This is a genomic window from Streptomyces sp. CA-106110, from assembly GCF_050936285.1.
Lineage (GTDB): Bacteria > Actinomycetota > Actinomycetes > Streptomycetales > Streptomycetaceae > Streptomyces.
The window spans coordinates 3,607,070-3,630,178 of record NZ_JBNJNB010000001.1 but is presented as its reverse complement, the minus strand read 5'-3'; the positions used below and the strand labels follow the sequence as shown (position 1 = coordinate 3,630,178).

Here is a 23,109-nt window from a genome sequence, read left to right as displayed (position 1 = left end):
CAAGGGGTGTGACTCGGCCGCCGACTGCACCGTTTCGCGGCCGTCAAACGTGGCGCACCTCACCCGACGCGCAGCACCGCAATCACCCTGCGACGGAAAGGCGACTGAATCTGAGAGGCTGTCAAATGCCTTCCCTAGGCGCCGAATACGCGGCGCAGATAGTCGTTTCCGAAGCGCCGGTCGGGGTCGAGACGGTCCCGCAGAGCGGTGAATTCGCCGAAGCGCGGATAGACCTCGGCGAGGTACTCCGCGTCCCGGGTGTGCACCTTGCCCCAGTGCGGGCGTCCCTCGTGGGCCGTGAAGATGCGCTCGGCGGCGGTGAAGTATGCCTGATAGGGCGTACCGCGGAACATGTGTGCAGCGATGTATGCGGTGTCCCGCCCGGACGCCGTGGACAGGGCGATGTCGTCGGCCGGGGCGGTTCGCACCTCGACGGGGAAGCTGACGCGCAGGGGCGAGCGGTCGACCATCGCCTTGAGTTCGCGCAGCGTCTCCACCAACGCCTCGCGCGGGACGGCGTACTCCATCTCCACGAACCGCACCCGGCGCGGCGATGTGAAGACCCTGTAGGGGATGTCGGTGTAAGTGCGGGCCGACAGGGCGCGACTGGAGATCCGGGCGATCGCCGGGATGGTGGCGGGCGCGGCGCGGCCGACCCAATTGGCCACCTGGAAGACCCCGTTGGAAAGGAATTCGTCCTCGAACCAGCCGCTCAGCTGTCCGATGGGCTTCTCGGGGCCGAGGCTGCGGTTGTTGCGCTTCGTGTTGGTGTTCCCGGTGTGCGGGAACCAGTAGAACTCGAAGTGCTCGTTCTCGGCCCACAGTTCGTCGAAGTCGGCGAGCACCTTCTCCAGGGGCATCGGCTCCTCGCGAGCCGTCAGCAGGAAGATCGGCTCGACCGCGAAAGTGATCGCGGTGATGATCCCCAGGGCGCCGATCCCGATGCGCGCTGCCGCGAAGACGTCCGGGTTCTCCTTCTCGGAGCAGCTCAGCACCGAGCCGTCGGCCGTCACCAGTTCCAGCCCCCTGATCTGGGCGGCGATCGACCCCGAGTCGCGGCCGGTGCCGTGGGTGCCGGTGCTGGTGGCGCCGGAGATCGTCTGTTCCATGATGTCGCCCATGTTGGTGAGCGACAGCCCCTCGCGTGCGAGCGCGGCGTTGAGTCTCTTCAGCGGGGTGCCCGCCTCGACGGTGACGGTCCCGGCCTCGCGGTCGATCCCGCGTATGCCGGTCAGCAGTTGAGGGCGTATCAGTACGCCGTCGGTCGCGGCGGCGGCGGTGAAGGAGTGCCCGGTGCCGACGGCCTTCACCGTCAGCCCGTCCTCGGCCGCCCGCCGTACGGCGGCGGAGAGTTCCTCCACCGACGCGGGGGTGACCTCCCGTCGGGGCCGGGCGGTGACGTTCCCCGCCCAGTTACGCCACGTGCCGCTCTTCCCGCTCACTGTGGTGCTCATAGGGCCCTCCCCGCTGCGGAACCGGCCTGCCCAGCCGGCGATACCCGAGGAAACCGACCGCGACCGCGACGGCCCCGGACACCGCCGGAACCCCGTACCCGGACCTCGCGCCGGCCGCGTCGATCACCCAGCCGGCCAAGGAGGAGCCGATCGCGACCCCGACCGCGAGCCCGGTGGATATCCAGGTCATTCCCTCGGTCAGATGCGCGCGTGGTACGTGCCGCTCGATGAGGGCCATCGTCGTGATCATCGTGGGTGCGATGGACAGGCCCGCAACGAACAGCGCCACGGCCAGAAACAGCAAGTTTCCGACCAGTAGGAGGGGGATCATACTCACGGCCATGGCACATATGCCCAACAGCCATCTGCGTTCCGGCGCCCCGGTGAAGCGGAGCAGGCCGAAGACGAGGCCGGCGACGCAGGAACCCGCCGCGTACAGCGCCAGGACGACGCTCGCCGCGGCCTTGTGGCCCTGCTCGTCGGCGAAGGCGACGGTCACCACGTCGACCGCGCCGAAGATGGTGCCGGTGGCCACGAACGTGGCGACGAGCACCCGCAGTCCCGGTGAGCGCAGCGCGGTGCCGCCGGTGTGGTGCTCTCGCGGGTGAGGCTCGGGCTCGGTGGCGCGCTGGGCGGTCAGCCAGAAGACGCCCGCCGCGAGGAAGCACGCGGCGAGCAGCGGTCCGGCCTCCGGGAACCAACTCGTGGACAGGCCGATGGAGATGATCGGCCCGAAGATGAAGCAGACCTCGTCCACCACCGACTCGAACGAGTAGGCGGTGTGCAGCTGCGGAGTGCCCCGGTACAGGGCCGCCCAGCGGGCCCTGATCATGGCGCCGAGGCTCGGCACCGCGCCGATGCCCGCGGCGCACACGAACAGCACCCAGTCCGGCCCGTTCAGATACGCGGTGAGGAGTAGCCCGGTGGCCGCGGTCAGGGCGCAGAGCGTCGCGGGGCGCAGTATCCGGCGCTGCCCGTACCGGTCCACCAGGCGCGAGACCTGCGGTCCGACCGCGGCGGCGGAGAGCGCGATGGTGGCGGAGAGCGCCCCCGCGAGCCCGTAGCGCCCGGTGAGCTGGGAGATCATCGTCACCACGCCGATGCCCATCATCGACAGAGGCATCCGGCCGAGGAAGCCGGCGGTGGAGAAACCCTTGGAACCGGGAGCGGCGAACAAGGCGCGATAGGGGCTGGGCACGGGGTCTCCGATGGTAAGGCATGAAAAGCGATCATGCACCTTACGAGTTAGGCAACCCTAACGTATGCGCAGCTCACCGTCCGCACCAGTGTCCGGACGGTACCGGTGGTACGCCTCAGTAGACCCGGTTCCGGTACCGGCGGACCACGGTGCACCGAACGCCCAGTCGATCATCCGTGAACGGCTGCCCGGCACGGGCGGGTGGCAGGAGCGTTGCCGGAGGCGGGTGGCAGGATCGTAGACATGCCCGACGCACTAGACGCCAGACCGTACGACGCCCTGCTGCTCCTCTCGTTCGGAGGCCCGGAGGGCCCGGACGACGTGGTCCCGTTCCTGGAGAACGTGACGCGAGGCCGGGGTATCCCCAAGGAGCGCCTGAAGGAGGTGGGGCAGCACTACTTCCTCTTCGGCGGGGTCAGCCCCATCAACAGCCACAACCGCGCCCTTCTCGACGCGCTCCGCAAGGACTTCGCCGACCACGGCCTGGACCTGCCCGTCTACTGGGGCAACCGCAACTGGGCGCCCTACGTGACCGACACCCTGCGCGAGATGGTCGCCGACGGCCACCGCCGCATTCTGGTCCTGGCCACGAGCGCGTACGCGTCCTACTCCGGCTGCCGCCAGTACCGCGAGGACCTCGCGGGGGCGCTGGCCGCCCTGGAGGGCGAGGGCCTCGAGCTGCCGCGGATCGACAAGCTGCGGCACTACTTCAACCACCCCGGCTTCGTGGAGCCCATGATCGAGGGCGTCCTGAAGTCCCTGGCCGACCTCCCCGAGGACGTCCGGGGCGGCGCCCACATCGTCTTCAGCACCCACTCCATCCCCACGTCGGCGGCCGACACCTCCGGCCCGGTCGAGGAGCACGGGGACGGTGGGGCCTATGTGAAGCAGCACCTGGACGTGGCCCGGCTGATCGCCGAGGCCGTGCGCGAGCGGACCGGCGTCGACCACCCCTGGCAGCTCGTCTACCAGTCGCGCTCGGGCGCCCCGCAGATCCCCTGGCTGGAGCCGGACATCTGCGACCACCTGGAGGAGCTGCACGGCGCAGGGGTCCCGGCGGTCGTGATGGCGCCCATCGGGTTCGTCTCGGACCACATGGAGGTGCTCTACGACCTCGACACCGAGGCCACGGCCAAGGCGCAGGAGCTGGGGCTGCCGGTGCGCCGCTCGGCCACCGTGGGCGCCGACCCGAGGTTCGCCGCCGCCGTCCGCGACCTGATCGTCGAGCGCGCCACGGCCGAGCGGGGGCAGCAGGCCGCCGCGTGCGCCCTCGGCGCCTTGGGCCCGAGCCACAACGTCTGTCCGGTGGGCTGCTGCCCGGCCCGTGCCCCCAAGCCCGCCGCCGCGGGCGCCGACAGCCCCTACGCGTGAGGAACACCGTGACCGAGCAGTCCGAGCCGTCGCAGCGGCTGAAGGCCGAACTCCTGGAGATCGCGCTGGACGCCGCGACCCGCGCGGGCGCCTTCCTGCGCGACAGGCGCCCCGAGGACCTCGGGGTGGCCGCCACCAAGTCCAGTGCCATCGACGTCGTCACCGAGATGGACATCGCCGCCGAGAAGCTCATCACCGGGCTCCTGTCCGACCGCCGGCCGGACGACGGCCTGCTCGGCGAGGAGGGGGCCAGTGTCGAGGGCAGCAGCGGTGTCGAGTGGGTGATCGACCCGATCGACGGAACGGTCAACTACCTCTACGGGCTGCCGAGCTGGTCGATCTCCATCGCCGCCCGCAAGGACGGGGAGACGCTGGTGGGAGTGGTCCACGCCCCCATGCGCGAGGAGATCTTCCGGGCCGTCCAGGGCGAGGGGGCGTTCGTGAACGACCGCCCCGCGCGGGTGCGTCCCGCGGCCGAGCTCGGCCTGGCCCTGGTGAGCACCGGCTTCGGCTATCGCGCCGAGCGCAAGGCCCAGCAGGCCGAGGTGGCCCGTCGGCTGATCCCCGAGGTACGGGACATCCGGCGGGGCGGCTCGGCCGCGATCGACCTGTGCGATGTGGCGGCGGGCCGCCTGGACGCGTACTACGAGCGGGGGCTGAACCCCTGGGACTACGCGGCCGGCGACCTGATCGCGCGCGAGGCGGGCGCGCTGACCGGCGGCCGCCCCGGGGAGCCGATCTCCCCGGCCTTGACGATCGCCGCCCCACCGGGTCTCTTCGAGCGGCTCCAGGCCCGGCTGGACGAGCTGGGAGCGTGGCACGACTGAGCCACACCCACCCGGCCCGTGCGTGACCCCAGGGCCGGGCCTGAGGCTCGTGGGCGGGTCCCCGGGCCGGATCGACGGGCGTGCGCCGGCCGGGGGAGCGCGCTCGACGGACCGACCGGTGGTCCGTGCGTGGCTTCGGCAGGATCACCCACTCGGCCGCCCACCCGTGCGGGCTCCGGCGATCCCGCCTCCGAGAAAGTGCCGGGCCCGGGCCTTCGCTCCCACAGCCCAGGCACGCGAAGCGGGCCCCGGCTTGGATCTGCCGGGGCCCGCTTGGTGCGAGCTGATCAGACGCGCGTCGCGCCGACTTCCACACCGTGCTCGGCGGCAAGGCGATGCAGGTCGTCGAGCTCCGACTGCTCGACCTCCGCGAGGAAGTCGTCGCCGGTTTCGCGCGCCCGCGTCAGGTCGGACTCGGTCGCCCGTATGCGCTGCAGAAGTCCTGCGGTGAATGCGTCCATGCTGCGCCCCCTCGTCCTGGGTCGTGGGTCGATGGCACGGGGGTGTGCCGTTGGGAAGGTCGATCACGTTTCCACTGGGTGCCCAGCGCAGCCCTGGCTGGGCGGCGACGGTGCCGGACACCCACGCCCGCCCTGCGGGAAGCGGTGAGCAGCCGACCACATCGTGGTGTGCCACATGCAGAGCGTGATCGCGGGGTGTAAAGCCGTCCTCCCCCCGCGCCCTTCCACGGAAACCTCAACCGCCCGAGATTTTTTCTCATTCCCGGACCGCCGCCCCGGTATGGCGGAGCGCCTCACCCCGTCTTACAGCCGGTTTACGGCTGAAAAGGGCAGGATGGAGCTCATCCACGACAGACCTGCCCGTGGGCTGCCCGCAATCGGGTGACGCGGGTGGACAGAGGAAGGACAAGCGACGTGCGCGTACTCGTCGTCGAGGACGAGCAACTGCTCGCCGATGCGGTGGCCACGGGACTGCGCCGGGAGGCCATGGCCGTCGACGTCGTGTACGACGGTGCGGCTGCCCTGGAGCGCATCGGCGTCAACGACTACGACGTGGTCGTCCTCGACCGCGACCTCCCGCTCGTGCACGGCGACGACGTCTGCCGCAAGATCGTCGAGCTCGGCATGCCCACCCGGGTGCTGATGCTCACCGCTTCGGGCGACGTCAGCGACCGCGTGGAGGGTCTGGAGATCGGCGCCGACGACTACCTCCCCAAGCCGTTCGCGTTCAGCGAGCTCATCGCGCGCGTACGCGCCCTCGGCCGGCGCACGAGCGTGCCGCTGCCGCCCGTCCTGGAGCGCGCCGGGATCAAGCTGGACCCCAACCGCCGTGAGGTCTTCCGGGAGGGCAAGGAGGTCCAGCTCGCCCCCAAGGAGTTCGCCGTCCTGGAGGTGCTCATGCGCAGCGAGGGTGCCGTGGTCTCGGCCGAGCAGCTCCTGGAGAAGGCCTGGGACGAGAACACGGACCCCTTCACCAATGTCGTGCGCGTGACCGTCATGACCCTGCGCCGCAAGCTCGGAGAGCCCCCGGTCATCGTGACCGTGCCCGGCTCCGGATACCGGATCTGATGACCGTGTCGCCGACACCCGCACCGCCCATGGCACCTCCCAGGCCCACGTGGGACCCACGCCGTCCGGAACTCGCGTTCCCGTTGCTGCGCCCGACCATCCGCATAAGGCTCACGCTGCTGTACGGCGGCATGTTCCTGATCGCAGGCATCCTGCTGCTGTCGATCATCTATCTGTTCGCTGCGCATGCGCTCAACGTGGGCAGCGAACTGCCGTTCAAGATCCTCTCGGGTCAGGTCGCCAGCGACACCTGCAACTTCCCCGCGTCCCCCACGGCGAACGAGCTCAACAACGCCATGAACGCGTGCGTGAACGAGCAGCGCCAGCACGCCCTCGACAACCTGCTCAGCCGCTCGCTGCTGGCCCTCCTGGGCCTTGCGGTGATCGCCTTCGCCTTCGGTTACGCGATGGCCGGCCGTGTGCTCTCGCCGCTCGGCCGGATCACCCGTACCGCGCGTGCGGTGGCCGGCTCGGACCTGTCCCGCCGTATCGAGCTGGACGGCCCCGACGACGAGCTGAAGGAGCTGGCGGACACCTTCGACGACATGCTGGAGCGGCTGCAGCGGGCGTTCACCGCCCAGCAGCGCTTCGTCGGGAACGCCTCGCACGAGCTGCGCACCCCGCTGGCGATCAACCGCACGCTCCTCGAGGTGCACCTGTCCGATCCGGCGGCGCCCGTCGAGCTGCAGCAGCTCGGCAAGACGCTGCTCGCCACCAATGAGCGCAGTGAGCAGCTCGTGGAGGGCCTGCTGCTGCTCGCCCGCAGCGACAACCAGATCGTCGAGCGCAAGCCCGTCGATCTGGCGGAGGTGGCGTCCCAGGCCGTCGACCAGGTGCACGCCGAGGCGGAGGCCAAGGGCATCGAGATCCGCGGCCGGCGCGGCCCGGCGGTCGTCCAGGGCAATGGGGTCCTGCTGGAGCGGATCGCCCTGAACCTCGTTCAGAACGCGGTGCGTTACAACATCCCGGAGGGCGGTTGGGTCGAGGTGACGACCGAGCTCCAGCACGGCGAGGCCGTGCTGGTGGTCTCCAACACCGGACCGGTGGTCCCCGCCTACGAGATCGACAACCTCTTCGAGCCTTTCACCCGGCTCCGTACGGAGCGCACGGGCAGCGACAAGGGCGTGGGGCTGGGTCTGTCGATCGCGCGGTCCGTGGCGCGCGCCCACGGCGGGCACATCAGCGCGCAGCCCCGGGAGGGCGGTGGACTGGTGATGCGCGTCACCTTGCCCACCTGAGAGGACGTCGGCTCGGTCGGATGTTCGCTTTGCGCAGAATTTTCTGATCCGGGCCCTCGATTGTCCTTGTGTGATCGATCACAGCGATGTTTTTCCAGCCATCTACTCTCTGTGATCGTTCGGGTGCCCATAAAGCCTAAAAATCCGGGTTTTCCCGGGCCTTGATCACGGGAAGTACACGGTGAGATGCCTTTGTACTGGGGCACACGGACCGTGTACGGTCCCGTTCGCCATCCAACCCGATCACTCTTGAGGAGTCCGGTTGGGTGTCGATTGAGTAACAGACCTTGATGTGAGGCAAAATCTCCGCCTCGAGGCGGGCACAAGTCCGGCCTCTCACGCGTTACGTGCGCTGGAGACACCCGCAGACACCCAGAGGGGGAGAGCGAAATGGCAACCGACTACGACACCCCACGCAAGACCGACGACGATGTCGACTCCGACAGCCTTGAGGAGCTGAAGGCCAGGCGGAACGACAAGTCCGCTTCTGCCGTCGACGTCGATGAGTTCGAGGCCGCGGAAGGCCTTGAGCTGCCGGGCGCAGACCTCTCGAACGAGGAGCTGGCCGTCCGTGTGCTGCCGAAGCAGCAGGACGAGTTCACCTGCATGAGCTGCTTCCTGGTGCACCACCGCAGCCAGCTGGCCCGGGAGAAGAACGGTCAGCCGATCTGCCGCGACTGCGACTGAGGACGGGTCGGCCGTGACTGGCTCGACCCCTCCTCGGAAGCGCCGCTTCCCGCACAAGGGAGCGGACCTGGAGCCCTCCGAGGGTTCCCGTGGCGCACGTGACGACGAGCGGGGCTCTTCCGATCCGGGAGCAGCCTCGCTCGAACCGGCACAAGCCTCCACGGCCCCGGAAGGGCCCGAGGAGGTACCGGCCCGACCGCCGGTACCCGTGTGGCAGCGCCGTGCGGCCGCCGTCCGGGACGGGGTCCAGGAAGGCGTCCGCAAGGGCGGTGGCTGGGCCAAGGTGGCCCTGGTCAACCTCACCGACCGGGTCATCGAGACGGCCCCGCGGATCCCCGTCCGTGACCTCGCGACCCTCCGCAGGCAGTTCCCCGGCCTCGGGCCCGAGGAACTGGCCGACAAGCTGGTTGCGGGCGCCGCGAGGGGGACGGCCACGGTCGGGGCCGGCATCGGGGCCGCGGCGATGCTGCCCGTGCCGCCTGCCATGCCGACCGAACTGGCCGCGGAGATCACCGGAGTCGCCGGGGTCGAGATCAAACTGATCGCCGAACTGCACGAGGTGTACGGGCGGCGGCCGGCCGGGAACCTCGCCCAGCGCAGTACCGCTTATCTGCGCTCGTGGTCGGGCGAGCGCGGCATCGACGTGACCAGGCCGTCGACCATAGACACGGCCCTCGGTGGTCAGGTGAAGCGCAGACTGCGACAGCAGATCATGAAGCGAGTGGTGCGCGACCTGCCCAGTCTCATGCCCTTCCTGGTGGGCGCCGCGGTGGGGGCGGTCATGAACGGGCAGGACACCCGACGGCTCGCGGATCGCGTCCGGTCGGACCTGCGCAAGGTGCAGGTGCCGTGGGAGGCCTTGCCGGAGCTGCCGCCGCTGGAGCAGCCGAAGGACGCCCTGCCGCCGGGGTACTGACGAGCCGGCGCGGTCCCGCTGTCACCCCCGCGCCCGGGCCGCCTTGATCGCGGCTGCCAGCTTCTCCGGCTCCCTGGTCGACAGATACAGGTACGGCGTCGGGTCCTGCGGGTCCGTCACCTCGACCTTGAGAGCGGTCGGGATGTAGGCGCGCAGGAGCATGAAGGCGCGCGTGTTGGCCTTGTAGGTGCGCCAGGCACGGGCCTCCTCCGCGTCCAGGATCTCCGAGTCGCCGAGCGCCGACACCGGGATCTTCGCCTCGCCGGCGATCAGCGAGTCGCCCACCACGCGGATGCGGAGGGAGCCGTACGAGCTCGCCACCACCGCGGCGGCGGCGGTGCCGCCGACCAGCCCGCCGAGCAGCGGCAACGTGCCGAAGGGGAGCAGGATCAGGGCCAGCGCGACACCGGTCAGGAGGCACATCAGCCACCAGGACCGCGGCGCGGTGAGACGTTCTTCGTACGGCGGCGCGGAGAGCTGCATGAAGCCAAGCTTGGCACGGTGTCCGAAGCACGCTCACGCGCGGGTAAGGTCTGCGCCTGTGAGTGGTACTTCCGCAGCTCTGACGCCTCCCGACCACGCCGTGGCGCCCGTACGGCACCCCGATGCCCCGGCACCGGGTGAACTCCTCGGCGCCCACTACGGGCAGTGCTTCGGATGCGGCGGAGAGCAGCCCCACGGGCTGCACCTGCAGGCGCGGGCCGGTGAGGGCGTCTCCATCACCGCCGAGTTCACCGTCCAGCCCGCGCACCAGGGCGCGCCCGGCCTGGCCCACGGCGGGGTCCTCGCCACCGCCCTGGACGAGACCCTCGGCTCGCTGAACTGGCTGCTGCGCACCATCGCGGTGACGGGACGGCTGGAGACCGACTTCGTCCGGCCGGTCCCCGTGGACACCGTGCTGTATCTGGAGGCCGAGGTGACGGCGGTGGCCGGACGGAAGATCTACTCGAGGGCGACCGGGCGGATCGGCGGCCCGGACGGGCCCGTGGCCGTCCGGGCGGAGGCCCTCTTCATCGAGGTGAAGGTCGACCACTTCATCGACAACGGCCGCCTCGAGGAGATCCAGGCGGCCATGAACGACCCGGACCGGCTCCGGCGCGCACGAGCCTTCGAGGTGAATCCGTGAGCAGCGACCCCGTGAACGTGCTGATCCGGCGCGTCGACCCCGACGTACCGCTTCCGGCGTACGCGCATCCCGGCGACGCCGGAGCCGATCTGCGCACCACGGAAAGCTGCGAGCTCGAGCCGGGAGAGCGGGCCGTACTTCCCACGGGTGTGTCTGTGGCGCTCCCCGAGGGGTACGCGGCCTTCGTGCATCCACGGTCCGGTCTCGCCGCCCGCTGCGGTGTCGCCCTCGTGAATGCCCCGGGGACGGTTGATGCCGGGTACCGTGGGGAGATCAAGGTGATCGTGGTGAATCTCGACCCGCGCGAGTCCGTGCGGTTCGAGCGCTTCGACCGGATCGCCCAATTGGTCGTCCAGCAAGTCGAGAGGGTCCGCTTCCAGGAGGTGGCGGAGCTTCCCGACTCGGCGCGGGCCGCAGGGGGCTTCGGGTCCACCGGCGGTCACGCCGCGATGGGCGGCACAACGGGTGGGAATCGATACGCTTCGGTCGTATCCGACCGGGAAGGACAGTGACGTGTTCGGACGTCGCAACAAGAAGGATGCCGCCGAGGACGCGGCCGGCGAGGCCGAGCAGGTCGTCGACGGTGTCGACACTGAGGCGGACGAAGAGGTCGAGCACGAGCGCGTGAGGCTCGAACCGGAGCCCCGGCCCGACGGCCCCTGGGACAGCACCGAGGTCCGGGAGCCCGACGAGGGCCGGGTGGATCTCGGCGGTCTGCTCGTGCCCGCGGTCGAGGGCATGGAGCTGCGGGTCGAGGTCGCGGGAGACGCGATCGTCGCGGCCACCGTCGTCCTGCGGGACAGCGCCGTCCAGCTGCAGGCCTTCGCTGCGCCCAAGCGCGAGGGCATCTGGGGCGAGGTGCGCGAGGAGATCGCCAGCGGCATCACCCAGCAGGGCGGCATCGTCGACGAGGTCGAGGGACCGCTGGGCTGGGAGCTGCGCGCTCAGGTACCGGTGCAGCTGCCGGACGGCACGGGCGGATTCCAGGTCGTGCGGTTCATCGGTGTGGACGGTCCCCGCTGGTTCCTGCGCGGTGTGATCTCCGGTCAGGGTGCCGTGCAGCCGCAGGCGGCGGGCCTGCTCGAACAGATCTTCAGGGACACGGTCGTGGTCCGCGGCGAGGGCCCGATGGCGCCCCGCGATCCGATCGTCCTGAAGCTGCCCAACGACGCGCAGATGGTGCCCGAGGGCGTGCAGCAGGAGGAGGGCTCCCGCTTCTCGGGCGGCATGGGCCAGTTGCAGCGGGGACCCGAGATCACCGAGGTCCGCTGACAGCTTCGCGTACACAACCGACACGAGGCCGTACCCCGCAAGGGGTACGGCCTCTTCGTGTGCGGCCCCTTGACGGCCAGTTGGTCTGTACCTATGGTCACCGGCCAACGCGAGCGTTCAATAATACGCTCATCGTTCACATACAAGAACGGGTGGCTGTCGTATGCGCGCTGCACCCCCACGTCGTCGCCGCACATCCCGGGCCTTGCTGTTCGTCACGTCGGTCGCCGTGCTGGCGGCCGGTCTCCTCCTGCCGGAGCCCCCCAGCGCCGGCGCCGCCCCCGTCACCTTCGTCCATCCCGGAGTCACCGTCTCCAGGGGGCAGCTGGACTTCGCCCGTGCCAGGGTGAACGCCGGCGCCCAGCCCTGGAAGGCCGCCTTCGACCAGATGATGGCGAGCGAGTACGCCGATCTGAACCGCACCCCCAAGCCCCGTGCGACCGTGGAATGCGGCTCGTACTCGAATCCGAACTACGGCTGCACCGACGAGCGCGAGGACGCGATCGCCGCGTACACCGACGCCCTCGCCTGGTACATCACCCGCGACGACCGGTATGCGCAGAAGTCCATCCAGCTGATGGACGCCTGGTCGGCCGTCATCAAGGAGCACACCAACAGCAACGCGCCCCTGCAGACCGGCTGGGCGGGCTCGTCCTGGCCCAAGGCGGCGGAGATCATCAAGTACACGTACACCGGCACCTGGGCCAACTCCGGGCGCTTCGCCACCATGCTCCGCGACGTCTACCTGCCGAAGGTGATCGGCGGCTCCAACTCCAACGGCAACTGGGAGCTGTCCATGATGGAGGCCGCCGTCGGCATCTCCGTCTTCCTCGAGGACAGGACGTCGTACGACCAGGCGATGGCGCGGTTCCGCACCCGCACGGCCGCGTACGTCTATCTCGCTTCCGACGGCGATCTGCCGAAGACCGTGCCGAGCCAGCACCTCGACACCAGGGACAAGATCATCTCGTACTGGCAGGGGCAGTCGACCTTCGTCACCGGGCTCACCCAGGAGACCTGCCGCGACTTCACGCACACCGGCTACGGCATCTCCGCCATCTCGCACGTCGCGGAGACCAGCCGGGTCCAGGGGCAGGACCTGTACGGCACCGACGTCGGCGAGCGGCTGCGGCAGGCGCTCGGCTTCCAGTCCAAGTACCAGCTGGGCACGGCCGTGCCCAGCTGGCTGTGCGGGGGCTCGCTCACCCTCGGCCTCGGACCGGTCACCGAGGTCGGCTACAACGCGCTCCACAACCGCCTGGGCATCGCGATGACCAACACCCAGGCGCTGACCGAGCGGAACCGACCGGCCGGCAGCAACAACCTCTTCGTGGCCTGGGAAACCCTCACGCACGGGGACAATCCGTCCTGAACCGTGTACGGCGGCCGTGGCTCCGCTGCCTCGGAGCCCGGCCGCCGTACCGTCCGCAGCGGCTCGGCGGACGCATCAGGGTTGCGTCAAAGAGGCCCTGGCCGAGGCACCCCGTCCCATTTGCCGTGATTATTGGCCGTAAAGTCGACGCAGCGTACGCAGGTGTGATGGGAAGACAATGGGGCCATGGGACGCGGCAAGCTTCGGATCTACCTCGGTGCGGCACCCGGCGTGGGCAAGACATACGCCATGCTGTCCGAGGCACACCGACGCGTCGAGCGCGGCACGGACTGCGTGGTGGCCTTCGTCGAGCACCACGACCGCCCGCGCACGGCGGTGATGCTGCACGGCCTGGAGCAGATACCCCGCAAGGAGCTCGTCCACCGCGGCTCGGTCTTCACCGAGATGGACGTGGACGCGGTCCTGCGTCGTGCCCCCGCCGTCGCCCTGGTGGACGAGCTCGCCCACACGAACATCCCCGGCTCACGCAACGCCAAGCGCTGGCAGGATGTCGAGGAGCTGCTGGCCGCCGGGATCGATGTGGTCTCGACCGTCAACATCCAGCACCTGGAGTCCCTCGGCGACGTCGTCGAGTCCATCACCGGCATACGGCAGCGCGAGACCGTACCCGACGAAGTGGTGCGGCGCGCTGACCAGATCGAGCTCGTCGACATGTCGCCCCAGGCGCTGCGCCGCCGGATGGCGCACGGCAACATCTACAAGCCGGACAAGGTCGACGCGGCCCTGTCCAACTACTTCCGGCCCGGAAACCTGACCGCCCTGCGGGAGCTGGCCCTGCTGTGGGTGGCGGACCGGGTCGACGAATACCTGACCGCGTACCGCAGTGAGCACCAGGTGTCGAAGATCTGGGGTTCGCGCGAGCGGATCGTGGTCGGACTCACCGGCGGCCCCGAGGGACGGACCCTGATCCGCCGCGCCGCGCGGCTCGCGGAGAAGGGCGCAGGCGGCGAGGTGCTGGCCGTCTACATCTCCCGCACCGACGGGCTCACCTCGGCCTCGCCGAAGGAGCTCGCCGTCCAGCGCACCCTCGTCGAGGACCTGGGCGGCACCTTCCACCATGTGGTGGGCGAGGACATACCCGCGGCGCTGCTGGACTTCGCCCGCGGCGTGAACGCGACCCAGATCGTGCTCGGCTCCTCGCGCCGCAAGACCTGGCAGTACATCTTCGGACCCGGCGTCGGTGCGACGGTCGCCCGCGAGTCCGGCCCCGACCTCGACGTGCACATCGTCACCCACGAAGAGGTCGCCAAGGGACGCGGTCTCCCGGTGACCCGCGGGGCGCGCCTCGGCCGTACGCGCATCCTGACGGGCTGGCTGGTCGGCGTCGTCGGGCCGGTCGTGCTGGCCCTGCTGCTGATCGCCGTGCACCTCGGTCTCGCCAACGACATGCTGCTGTTCCTGGCCCTGACCGTGGCGGCGGCCCTGCTCGGGGGGCTCTTCCCGGCGCTCGCCTCGGCCGCGCTGGGCTCCCTGCTGCTGAACTACTACTACACGCCCCCGCTGCACCGGCTGACGATCGCCGACCCGAGGAACATCGTCGCCATCGTGATCTTCGTCGGCGTCGCCGTGTCGGTGGCCTCGGTGGTGGATCTCGCGGCCCGGCGCACCCACCAGGCGGCACGGCTGCGCGCCGAGTCCGAGATCCTCTCCCTCCTCGCGGGCAGTGTGCTGCGCGGTGAGACCAGCCTGGACGAGATCCTCGAACGGGTGCGCGAGACCTTCGCCATGGAGTCGGCGGCGGTGCTGGAACGCACCAGCGAGCTCGATCCCTGGACCTGCGCGGGCAGCGTGGGCCCGGGCGCGCCGACCGGACGGCCGGAGGACGCCGACGTGGACGTGCCGGTGGGCGACAACATGGCGCTGGTGCTGTCCGGGCGGGTACTGCCCGCCTCGGACCGCCGGGTGCTGGCCGCCTTCGCCGCACAGGCGACGGTGGCCCTCGACCGCCAGCGCCTGCGGCAGGAAGCCGAACAGGCCCGCGCGCTGGCCGAGGGCAACCGGATCCGCACCGCCCTGCTGGCGGCCGTCAGCCATGACCTGCGCACCCCGCTCGCGGGCATCAAGGCCTCGGTCACCTCGCTCAGGTCGGACGACGTGGAGTGGTCGGAGGAGGACCGGGCCGAGTTGCTCGCGGCGATCGAGGAAGGGGCCGACCGACTCGACCACCTGGTGGGCAACCTGCTGGACATGTCCCGGCTTCAGACCGGCACCGTCACCCCCCTGATCCGGGAGGTCGACCTGGACGAGGTCGTCCCGATGGCGCTCGGCGGTGTACCCGGGGGCAGCGTGGAACTGGACATCCCAGAGACCCTGCCGATGGTCGAGGTGGACGCCGGACTCCTGGAGCGCACGGTCGCCAACCTCGTCGAGAACGCGGTCAAGTACGGCCCCCTGGGGACGCCCGTGGTGGTCTCGGCGAGCGCCCTCGCCGACCGCGTGGAGGTCCGTGTCGTCGACCGCGGTCCGGGTGTGCCCGACGACGCGAAGGAACGGATCTTCGAGCCCTTCCAGCGGTACGGTGACGCTCCGCGCGGTGCCGGCGTCGGCCTCGGCCTGGCGGTCGCCCGCGGCTTCGCCGAGGCCATGGGCGGCACCCTGACCGCCGAGGACACCCCCGGCGGCGGGCTCACGATGGTGCTCACACTTCGGGCCGTGGAGAGTGTTCTCGGCCCCGAACGACTCGCTGAACCAGAAAGGCAAACCACATGACCCGGGTGCTCGTGGTCGACGACGAGCCGCAGATCGTGCGCGCCCTCGTGATCAACCTGAAGGCGCGCAAGTACGAGGTCGACGCGGCCCCCGACGGCGCGACCGCGCTCCAGCTCGCCGCCGCCCGCCACCCCGATGTCGTGGTGCTGGACCTCGGGCTGCCGGACATGGACGGCGTCGAGGTGATCAAGGGCCTGCGCGGCTGGACCCGGGTGCCGATCCTGGTGCTGTCCGCACGCCACTCCTCGGACGAGAAGGTCGAGGCGCTCGACGCGGGCGCCGACGACTACGTCACCAAGCCGTTCGGCATGGACGAGCTGCTGGCCCGTCTGCGCGCCGCCGTCCGCCGTGCCGAGCCGACCGGCGGCGATGACGACGACGTGATGGTGGAGACCGACGGCTTCACGGTCGACCTGGCCGCGAAGAAGGTCAACCGCGACGGCAAGGACGTACGCCTCACCCCCACGGAGTGGCATCTGCTGGAGGTGCTCGTCCGCAACACCGGGCGCCTGGTCAGCCAGAAGCAGCTGCTCCAGGAGGTGTGGGGGCCGTCGTACGGGACGGAGACCAACTATCTGCGGGTCTACATGGCCCAGCTGCGACGGAAGCTGGAGACGGACCCCTCGCACCCCAAGCACTTCATCACCGAACCCGGCATGGGCTACCGGTTCGAGAAGTGAGCCGGGCCGCCCGGGCGGTGCCTCGGGTACGCCGGTGCGAGGCGTCCCCCGGTAGGCTTTCTGTATGACTGCTGTCCCCCGCTCCGAAAGGCCGGTCGGCCGGCTCCGCCGCATGCTCGACCGTCTCTCCTCCTCGCAGGAGGAGCTGGATTCGGAGGAACTGCGGGAGGACGCCGAGACCACCGGCTGTACGCGGATCGGGGACTGCCACGACCGGCAGATCGTCACGGTTACTGGTACGTTGCGCACGGTCACGCTGCGCCCGCGGGCCGGTGTGCCGGCGCTGGAAGCCGAGCTGTTCGACGGTTCGGCGGCCCTGGACGTGGTGTGGCTGGGCAGGCGCTCCATCGTCGGGATCGAGCCGGGACGCAAGCTGATCGCGTCAGGCCGGATCTCGATGAGCCGGGGCCGCAGAGTCCTGTTCAACCCGAAGTACGAACTCAGACCACTCGGACGGGAGTAGCCGGTGACGTCACTCGAGAAGCCGACCGAAGACGCCCAGCACGATTCGCGGGCGGTGACGGAGGCCGCGCTCTTCGAGGCGTTCGGCGGGGTCCGCGGCATGGTCGAGACCGTGGTGCCGGGCCTCCTGTTCGTCACCATCTTCACGATCAACAAGGACCTGCATCTGTCGGCGATCGCCGCGCTCGCGGTGTCGCTGCTGCTGGTGGTGGTACGCCTCGTCAGAAGGGACACCGTCAAGCACGCCTTCAGCGGTGTGTTCGGTGTGGCGTTCGGCGTGGTCTTCGCGATGATGACCGGCAACGCCAAGGACTTCTATCTGCCGGGCATGCTCTACACCCTCGGCCTGGCCCTCGCCTACATCATCACCACGCTCGCCGGGGTCCCTCTGATCGGCCTGATCCTCGGCCCGGTCTTCAAGGAGAACCTCTCCTGGCGCACCCGCAACCCGGGACGCAAGAAGGCGTACGCCAAGTCCAGCTGGGCCTGGGGACTGATCCTGCTCGCCAAGTGCGCGATCCTCTTCCCCCTGTACTGGTGGGCCAACACCGCCCAGCTCGGCTGGGTGCTGGTCACACTGAAGATCCCGCCGTTCCTGCTCGCCGTCTGGCTCACCTGGGTGTTCCTGGCGAAGGCACCGCCGCCGATCGACGTCTTCGCGGAGATGGAGGCGGAGGAGAAGGCCGAGAAGGCCGAGAAGGCCGAGAAGGAACGGACGGCCGCGGTGGGGGAGCACGAGGCCTCCGCGGGCCGGCATCGCCGGCAGTCCTGAGCTCTGTCGCCGGACTCCCGCTTGCGTCGCCCCGCAGCCGGTGGCCGCGCCCCCGGGGCTCCTTCGCCCTGAACGGTTTCCCTCTCGAACGCCGGACGACGGAGTGACGCGGGGCCCCGGACGTGTCCGGGGCCCCGCGTCGACCGCGATCCGGACTAGGCGTCCTCGCGCCGCACCGAGAGCAGCTCCTCCAGCTGCTCCTCACGGGCCTGGGCCGCCACGAACAGCAGCTCGTCGCCCGCTTCGAGCGAGTCCTCCCGCGACGGGGTCAGGACCCGGGTACCGCGGATGATCGTCACCAGGGACGTGTCCTCCGGCCACTGCACGTCGCCGACCTGCGTGCCGGCCAGGGCCGACTCCGGGGGCAGCGTGAGCTCGACCAGGTTGGCGTCGCCGTGGCTGAAGCGGAGCAGCCGGACCAGGTCGCCGACGCTCACCGCCTCCTCGACCAGCGCCGACATCAGACGCGGCGTGGAGACCGCCACGTCGACGCCCCATGCCTCGTTGAACAGCCACTCGTTCTTGGGGTTGTTCACCCGGGCGACGACGCGCGGGACGCCGTACTCCGTCTTGGCCAGCAGGGAGACGACCAGGTTCACCTTGTCGTCGCCCGTCGCGGCGATCACCACGTTGCATCGCTGCAGCGCCGCCTCGTCCAGGGACGTGATCTCGCAGGCGTCGGCCAGCAGCCACTCCGCCTGGGGCACGCGCTCCACCGAGATCGCGGTCGGCGCCTTGTCGATCAGCAGGACCTCGTGCCCGTTCTCCAGGAGCTCGCCCGCGATCGAACGGCCCACGGCACCGGCACCGGCAATGGCGACCCTCATCAGTGACCGCCCTCCCTCTCAGGGCCCTCGGCGAACGACGCCTCGACCTTCTCGACGTCGTCCGTCCGCATCATCACGTGCACCAGGTCGCCTTCCTGCAGCACCGTCTGGGACGTCGGCAGCATCGTCTCGCCCAGCCTGGTGAGGAACGCCACGCGGACGCCCGTCTCCTCCTGCAGCTTGCTGATCTTGTGGCCGACCCATTTCGGCGAGGCGTGCACCTCGGCGAGCTGGACACCGCCGGTGGGGTCCCGCCACAGCGGCTCGGCGCCCGACGGCAGCAGCCGGCGCAGCATCTGGTCCGCGGTCCAGCGGACCGTGGCGACGGTCGGAATGCCGAGCCGCTGGTAGACCTCGGCGCGGCGGGGGTCGTAGATACGGGCCGCGACGTTCTCGATGCCGAACATCTCGCGTGCCACGCGCGCGGCGATGATGTTCGAGTTGTCGCCGCTGGAGACGGCGGCGAAGGCGCCGGCCTCCTCGATGCCCGCCTCGCGCAGGGTGTCCTGGTCGAAGCCGACTCCGGTGACACGACGGCCGCCGAACCCGGAGCCCAGTCGTCGGAAGGCGGTGGGGTCCTGGTCGATCACGGCGACCGTGTGCCCCTGTTGCTCCAGGGTCTGGGCAAGAGCGGATCCCACTCTTCCGCAGCCCATGATGACGATGTGCACGACCGTCCTTCCGATGTCAATGGTCACGGCTCAGTCGAAACGCCAAAGACAGGGTCTCAGACCGCCGACCAAGCTACACATGCGCGGTCTGCCCGGGGCACCCCTGTGACACGCGCCGGACCGCTTTGTGTGCTGTGCGGGAGTCGGTGCCGCGAGCACCGGGGAAGAGTCAGGAATCCGGCGCCGGCGAGTGCCGCCGCGGTGCCGGGTCGTTCCACGGTCGTGTGCGCAGAAGTGTGCGGCGGCGGCAGCGGACGGGAGTTCGCCGTCAACCCGTGCGCGACCGGTCACCTGCGGAAACCGCAGCCCGGCCGCTGTGAGATCGCACTCGTGAGGCAGATCTCCATCAGCGGGTGGAGGGCTCCCGGTACGAGCCCTTACGATCCTCTGTTGTGTCCAAACTGACCGACGTGCCCAAACGCCTCCTCATCGGGCGCGCCCTGCGCAGTGACCGGCTCGGGGAAACGCTGCTGCCCAAGCGCATCGCCCTCCCCGTCTTCGCCTCCGACCCCCTGTCCTCCGTGGCCTACGCGCCCGGAGAGGTGCTGCTGGTCCTGTCCATCGCGGGCGCGTCGGCCTACCACTTCAGCCCTTGGATCGCGGTCGCGGTCGTCGTGCTGATGTTCACCGTGGTCGCCTCCTACCGGCAGAACGTGCACGCCTACCCGAGCGGTGGCGGCGACTACGAGGTGGCGACCACCAACCTCGGCCCCAAGGCCGGCCTCACCGTCGCCAGCGCGCTGCTCGTCGACTATGTGCTCACGGTCGCCGTGTCGATCTCCTCGGGCATCGAGAACCTGGGCTCCGCGATCCCGTTCGTCGTCGAACACAAAGTGCTCTGCGCGGTCGCCGTGGTCGTGCTCCTCACGCTGATGAACCTGCGCGGGGTCAAGGAGTCCGGCACGCTGTTCGCCATTCCGACGTACGTCTTCGTCGCGGGCGTCTTCATCATGATCGTGTGGGGCGCGTTCCGCGGGCTGGTGCTCGGCGACACCATGCGGGCGCCCACGGCCTCGTACGAGATCAGGGCCGAGCACCAGGGCCTGGCCGGCTTCGCGATGGTCTTCCTGCTGCTGCGCGCCTTCTCCTCCGGCTGCGCGGCGCTCACCGGTGTCGAGGCGATCTCCAACGGCGTCCCGGCCTTCCGCAAGCCCAAGTCGAGGAACGCGGCGACCACGCTGGCGATGATGGGCCTGCTCGCCGTCACCATGTTCTGCGGCATCATCGCGCTGGCCATGACCACCAAGGTCCGCATGGCGGAGAACCCCGCCGCAGACCTGCTCCACCACGGTGTGGCACTGGGCTCCGGCTATGTGCAGAACCCGGTGATCTCGCAGGTCGCCGAGGCCGTCTTCGGCAAGGGCAGCTTCCTGTTCATCGTGCTCGCGGCGGCGACCGCGCTGGTGCTGTTCCTCGCCGCGAACACCGCGTACAACGGCTTCCCGCTGCTCGGGTCCATCCTTGCCCAGGACCGTTATCTGCCGCGCCAGCTGCACACCCGCGGCGACCGCCTCGCCTTCTCCAACGGCATCGTGCTGCTCGCCGGCGCGGCCAGCCTGCTGATCTTCATCTACGGCGCGGACTCGACCCGGCTGATCCAGCTGTACATCGTCGGCGTGTTCGTCTCGTTCACGCTCAGCCAGACCGGCATGGTCAGGCACTGGAACCGTCACCTGGCCGTCGAGCGGGACCCGGTCAAGCGCCGTCACATGCTGCGCTCCCGCGCCATCAACACCTTCGGCGCCTTCTTCACCGGCCTGGTCCTGGTCGTCGTCCTCGTCACGAAGTTCACGCACGGCGCCTGGGTCGCCCTGCTCGGCATGTGCATCTTCTACGCGACGATGACCGCGATCCGCAGGCACTACGACAGCGTCGCCGAGGAGCTCGTGGCCCCCGAGGGCCCCAGCGACGACAGCGTCCGCCCGTCGCGGGTCCACTCGGTGGTGCTCATCTCCAAGATCCACCGGCCCACGCTGCGCGCCCTCGCCTACGCCAAACTGCTGCGCACGGACACCCTGGAGGCGCTCAGCGTCAACGTCGACCCCGCGGAGACCAAGGCGCTGAAGGACGAGTGGGAGCGGCGTGCCATCGATGTGCCGCTGAAGATCCTGGACTCGCCCTACCGCGAGATCACCCGCCCGGTGATCGAGTACGTGAAGAGCCTGCGCCGCGAGTCCCCGCGCGACGCCGTGTCCGTGATCATCCCCGAGTACGTGGTGGGCCGCTGGTACGAACACCTGCTGCACAACCAGAGCGCGCTGCGGCTCAAGGGCCGGCTGCTGTTCACACCGGGCGTCATGGTGACCTCGGTCCCGTATCAGCTGCAGTCCTCGGAGGCCGCGAAGCTCAGGGCCCGCAAGCGGCAGGACTGGAACGCTCCGGGTGCGGTGCGCCGGGGCCCGGCGGAGGAACGGGCCAGGGAGACGTCGTCTTCGCAGGGCTGAGGCCGCTGTGGTGAACGGCCGGGTCGCACCCACGTAGACTGGTGGGCTGTCGTCCGGCCGTGCCGGTTTCGCAGTCGTCCCCCCTCTCGTATCTGGAGTCGTCCCGCCATGCAGGCAGAACCGAAGAAATCGCTGGTGGGGGAGGAGTACGAGGTCGAGATCGGCCCCGTCGCCCACGGTGGCCACTGCATCGCCCGTACGGAGGCCGGCCAGGTCCTCTTCGTCCGGCACACGCTGCCCGGCGAGCGAGTCGTGGCGCGGGTGACGGAGGGCGAGGAGGGCGCCCGCTTCCTGCGCGCGGACGCGGTGCGCGTGCTGGAAGCCTCCAAGGACCGCATCGAGGCACCCTGCCCGTACGCGGGTCCCGGCCGCTGCGGCGGCTGCGACTGGCAGCACGCCAAGCCGGGAGCGCAGCGTCGCCTCAAGGGCGAGGTGATCGCCGAGCAGCTGCAGCGGCTCGCGGGCCTCACTCCCGAGGAGGCGGGCTGGGACGGCACGGTGGTGCCGGCCGAGGGCGACAAGGTTCCGGCGGGCGAGGTGCCGCAGTGGCGCACCCGGGTGCAGTACGCGGTGGACCCCTCCGGAAAGGCGGGCCTGCGCAGGCACCGCTCGCACGAGGTGGAACCGGTCGACCACTGCATGATCGCCGCCGAGGGCGTCAGCGAGCTGGGCATCGAGAAGCGGGACTGGACGGGCATGGACTCGGTCGAGGCGATCGCCGCGACGGGCTCGCAGGACCGCCAGGTGATCCTCACGCCGAAGCCGGGCGCACGACTGCCGCTGGTGGAGCTGGACCGGCCGGTGTCGGTCCTGCGGGTCGACGAGAAGACGGGTGGCGTCCACCGTGTCCACGGCCGGCCCTTCGTCCGCGAACGTGCCGACGGCCGTACGCACCGTGTGGGCGGCGGCGGTTTCTGGCAGGTCCACCCGAAGGCGGCGGACACGCTGGTGACGGCCGTGATGCAGGGGCTGCTGCCCCGCAAGGGCGAGATGGCGCTGGACCTGTACTGCGGCGTCGGCCTCTTCGCGGGCGCGCTCGCCGACCGGCTGGGCGACAAGGGCGCGGTGCTCGGCATCGAGTCCGGCAAGCGCGCGGTGGAGGACGCCCGGCACAACCTGGCGGACTTCGACCGCGTCCGGATCGAACAGGGCAAGGTCGAGTCGGTTCTGCCGCGCACCGGCATCACGGAGGTCGACCTGATCGTCCTGGACCCGCCGCGCACCGGCGCGGGCCGCGGCACGGTCGCCCATCTGTCGACCCTGGGCGCGCGCCGGATCGCCTACGTGGCATGCGATCCGGCCGCGCTGGCACGGGACTTGGCGTATTTCCGGGAAGGCGGGTACCAGGTGCGGACGCTCAGGGCGTTCGACCTTTTCCCGATGACGCATCACGTGGAGTGCGTCGCCATTCTCGAGCCGGTCCGGTAGGCCGTCTGACCTGCGGTTTCCGGTGGTTCGGTAGCGGGCTGCGTGCCGGCGTCACTGGGCCACTCGGCGCACGGATGTCGCTCGTTCTGAGCGCCCGTCAGTTAT

The 23,109-nt window shown here is 70.1% G+C and carries 22 protein-coding genes; 16 read left to right on the top strand and 6 right to left on the bottom strand.

Annotated features, from left to right (window positions below):
• Positions 1-134: 134 nt before the first annotated feature.
• Positions 135-1,454, bottom strand: a complete 1,320-nt coding sequence (locus ACQEXA_RS16625; protein WP_432933779.1) for a D-arabinono-1,4-lactone oxidase — start codon at positions 1,452-1,454, stop codon at positions 135-137.
• Positions 1,414-2,652: an MFS transporter gene (locus ACQEXA_RS16620; RefSeq protein WP_432933781.1), complete on the bottom strand. Its 1,239-nt coding sequence runs from the start codon at positions 2,650-2,652 to the stop codon at positions 1,414-1,416. Before ACQEXA_RS16620 ends, ACQEXA_RS16625 begins: the two co-directional genes overlap by 41 nt.
• A 243-nt stretch (positions 2,653-2,895) precedes the next feature.
• Here ACQEXA_RS16620 and ACQEXA_RS16615 point away from each other — a divergent pair, with 243 nt between their 5' ends.
• Positions 2,896-4,023 carry a ferrochelatase gene (locus ACQEXA_RS16615; protein ID WP_433130460.1) on the top strand — a complete coding sequence of 376 codons (1,128 nt, stop codon included), beginning with the start codon at positions 2,896-2,898 and terminating at the stop codon, positions 4,021-4,023.
• An 8-nt stretch (positions 4,024-4,031) separates the two neighbouring features.
• The gene (locus tag ACQEXA_RS16610; RefSeq protein ID WP_432933785.1) at positions 4,032-4,850 is read left to right on the top strand and encodes an inositol monophosphatase family protein; all 819 of its coding nucleotides are present in this window, start codon (positions 4,032-4,034) and stop codon (positions 4,848-4,850) included.
• A gap of 287 nt (positions 4,851-5,137) precedes the next feature.
• On the opposite strand, the gene ACQEXA_RS16605 is transcribed toward ACQEXA_RS16610, so the two are convergent.
• Positions 5,138-5,311, bottom strand: a complete 174-nt coding sequence (locus ACQEXA_RS16605) for a hypothetical protein (RefSeq protein ID WP_181923169.1) — start codon at positions 5,309-5,311, stop codon at positions 5,138-5,140.
• Positions 5,312-5,725: 414 nt separating this feature from the next.
• Here ACQEXA_RS16605 and ACQEXA_RS16600 point away from each other — a divergent pair, with 414 nt between their 5' ends.
• The 4 genes from ACQEXA_RS16600 (at position 5,726) to ACQEXA_RS16585 (ending at position 9,220) form a co-directional block, all read left to right on the top strand.
• A complete protein-coding gene (locus ACQEXA_RS16600; protein WP_055494404.1) occupies positions 5,726-6,379 on the top strand; it encodes a response regulator transcription factor in 654 nt (217 codons plus the stop codon).
• Positions 6,380-6,384: 5 nt separating this feature from the next.
• On the top strand, positions 6,385-7,617 hold the full coding sequence (locus tag ACQEXA_RS16595; RefSeq protein ID WP_432939625.1) for a sensor histidine kinase: 1,233 nt from the start codon (positions 6,385-6,387) through the stop codon (positions 7,615-7,617).
• 390 nt (positions 7,618-8,007) lie between these two features.
• Positions 8,008-8,304: a DUF4193 domain-containing protein gene (locus ACQEXA_RS16590; RefSeq protein WP_003993510.1), complete on the top strand. Its 297-nt coding sequence runs from the start codon at positions 8,008-8,010 to the stop codon at positions 8,302-8,304.
• Between the two features lie 13 nt (positions 8,305-8,317).
• Positions 8,318-9,220, top strand: a complete 903-nt coding sequence (locus tag ACQEXA_RS16585; protein WP_432933788.1) for a hypothetical protein — start codon at positions 8,318-8,320, stop codon at positions 9,218-9,220.
• A gap of 21 nt (positions 9,221-9,241) precedes the next feature.
• On the opposite strand, the gene ACQEXA_RS16580 is transcribed toward ACQEXA_RS16585, so the two are convergent.
• On the bottom strand, positions 9,242-9,703 hold the full coding sequence (locus ACQEXA_RS16580; RefSeq protein WP_360989717.1) for a DUF3093 domain-containing protein: 462 nt from the start codon (positions 9,701-9,703) through the stop codon (positions 9,242-9,244).
• A 58-nt stretch (positions 9,704-9,761) separates the two neighbouring features.
• Between ACQEXA_RS16580 and ACQEXA_RS16575 the strand changes: the two genes are divergently transcribed.
• From ACQEXA_RS16575 to ACQEXA_RS16540, 8 genes are all read left to right on the top strand, one after another.
• Positions 9,762-10,346: a PaaI family thioesterase gene (locus tag ACQEXA_RS16575; protein ID WP_432933790.1), complete on the top strand. Its 585-nt coding sequence runs from the start codon at positions 9,762-9,764 to the stop codon at positions 10,344-10,346.
• The gene (gene dut / locus ACQEXA_RS16570) at positions 10,343-10,858 is read left to right on the top strand and encodes a dUTP diphosphatase (RefSeq protein ID WP_432933792.1); all 516 of its coding nucleotides are present in this window, start codon (positions 10,343-10,345) and stop codon (positions 10,856-10,858) included. Before ACQEXA_RS16575 ends, dut begins: the two co-directional genes overlap by 4 nt.
• 1 nt (position 10,859) lies before the next feature.
• A complete protein-coding gene (locus tag ACQEXA_RS16565; protein WP_432933794.1) occupies positions 10,860-11,618 on the top strand; it encodes a DUF3710 domain-containing protein in 759 nt (252 codons plus the stop codon).
• A 163-nt stretch (positions 11,619-11,781) separates the two neighbouring features.
• Entirely contained in the window at positions 11,782-12,990 is a 1,209-nt protein-coding gene (locus tag ACQEXA_RS16560; protein WP_433130458.1) for an alginate lyase family protein, read from the top strand.
• A gap of 186 nt (positions 12,991-13,176) precedes the next feature.
• Positions 13,177-15,720 carry an ATP-binding protein gene (locus ACQEXA_RS16555; protein WP_432933798.1) on the top strand — a complete coding sequence of 848 codons (2,544 nt, stop codon included), beginning with the start codon at positions 13,177-13,179 and terminating at the stop codon, positions 15,718-15,720.
• The gene (locus tag ACQEXA_RS16550; RefSeq protein ID WP_432933800.1) at positions 15,717-16,400 is read left to right on the top strand and encodes a response regulator; all 684 of its coding nucleotides are present in this window, start codon (positions 15,717-15,719) and stop codon (positions 16,398-16,400) included. Before ACQEXA_RS16555 ends, ACQEXA_RS16550 begins: the two co-directional genes overlap by 4 nt.
• A gap of 64 nt (positions 16,401-16,464) precedes the next feature.
• Positions 16,465-16,863, top strand: coding sequence for an OB-fold nucleic acid binding domain-containing protein (locus ACQEXA_RS16545; protein WP_433130456.1), 399 nt, complete (start codon positions 16,465-16,467; stop codon positions 16,861-16,863).
• A 3-nt stretch (positions 16,864-16,866) separates the two neighbouring features.
• Positions 16,867-17,634 (top strand): DUF3159 domain-containing protein, encoded by a 768-nt coding sequence (locus ACQEXA_RS16540; protein ID WP_432933804.1) that lies wholly within the window; start codon positions 16,867-16,869, stop codon positions 17,632-17,634.
• A gap of 155 nt (positions 17,635-17,789) precedes the next feature.
• On the opposite strand, the gene ACQEXA_RS16535 is transcribed toward ACQEXA_RS16540, so the two are convergent.
• Positions 17,790-18,461 (bottom strand): potassium channel family protein, encoded by a 672-nt coding sequence (locus ACQEXA_RS16535; protein ID WP_359394627.1) that lies wholly within the window; start codon positions 18,459-18,461, stop codon positions 17,790-17,792.
• Positions 18,461-19,132 (bottom strand): potassium channel family protein, encoded by a 672-nt coding sequence (locus tag ACQEXA_RS16530; protein ID WP_432939628.1) that lies wholly within the window; start codon positions 19,130-19,132, stop codon positions 18,461-18,463. The genes ACQEXA_RS16535 and ACQEXA_RS16530 overlap by 1 nt, the downstream gene beginning before the upstream one ends.
• A 392-nt stretch (positions 19,133-19,524) precedes the next feature.
• Here ACQEXA_RS16530 and ACQEXA_RS16525 point away from each other — a divergent pair, with 392 nt between their 5' ends.
• A complete protein-coding gene (locus ACQEXA_RS16525; RefSeq protein WP_432933806.1) occupies positions 19,525-21,576 on the top strand; it encodes an APC family permease in 2,052 nt (683 codons plus the stop codon).
• A gap of 108 nt (positions 21,577-21,684) precedes the next feature.
• The gene (locus ACQEXA_RS16520) at positions 21,685-23,004 is read left to right on the top strand and encodes a class I SAM-dependent RNA methyltransferase (protein WP_432933808.1); all 1,320 of its coding nucleotides are present in this window, start codon (positions 21,685-21,687) and stop codon (positions 23,002-23,004) included.
• Positions 23,005-23,109: the final 105 nt, after the last annotated feature.

What these genes read in the sequence shown, in the direction of transcription:
- ACQEXA_RS16625 (WP_432933779.1), bottom strand. Translation starts at nt 1,454, where the DNA reads ATGAGCACCACAGTGAGCGGGAAGAGCGGCACGTGGCGTAACTGGGCG.
- ACQEXA_RS16550 (WP_432933800.1), top strand. Translation starts at nt 15,717, where the DNA reads ATGACCCGGGTGCTCGTGGTCGACGACGAGCCGCAGATCGTGCGCGCC.
- ACQEXA_RS16615 (WP_433130460.1), top strand. Translation starts at nt 2,896, where the DNA reads ATGCCCGACGCACTAGACGCCAGACCGTACGACGCCCTGCTGCTCCTC.
- ACQEXA_RS16560 (WP_433130458.1), top strand. Translation starts at nt 11,782, where the DNA reads ATGCGCGCTGCACCCCCACGTCGTCGCCGCACATCCCGGGCCTTGCTG.
- ACQEXA_RS16580 (WP_360989717.1), bottom strand. Translation starts at nt 9,703, where the DNA reads ATGCAGCTCTCCGCGCCGCCGTACGAAGAACGTCTCACCGCGCCGCGG.
- ACQEXA_RS16555 (WP_432933798.1), top strand. Translation starts at nt 13,177, where the DNA reads ATGGGACGCGGCAAGCTTCGGATCTACCTCGGTGCGGCACCCGGCGTG.
- ACQEXA_RS16590 (WP_003993510.1), top strand. Translation starts at nt 8,008, where the DNA reads ATGGCAACCGACTACGACACCCCACGCAAGACCGACGACGATGTCGAC.
- ACQEXA_RS16545 (WP_433130456.1), top strand. Translation starts at nt 16,465, where the DNA reads ATGACTGCTGTCCCCCGCTCCGAAAGGCCGGTCGGCCGGCTCCGCCGC.
- ACQEXA_RS16535 (WP_359394627.1), bottom strand. Translation starts at nt 18,461, where the DNA reads ATGAGGGTCGCCATTGCCGGTGCCGGTGCCGTGGGCCGTTCGATCGCG.
- ACQEXA_RS16605 (WP_181923169.1), bottom strand. Translation starts at nt 5,311, where the DNA reads ATGGACGCATTCACCGCAGGACTTCTGCAGCGCATACGGGCGACCGAG.
- ACQEXA_RS16520 (WP_432933808.1), top strand. Translation starts at nt 21,685, where the DNA reads ATGCAGGCAGAACCGAAGAAATCGCTGGTGGGGGAGGAGTACGAGGTC.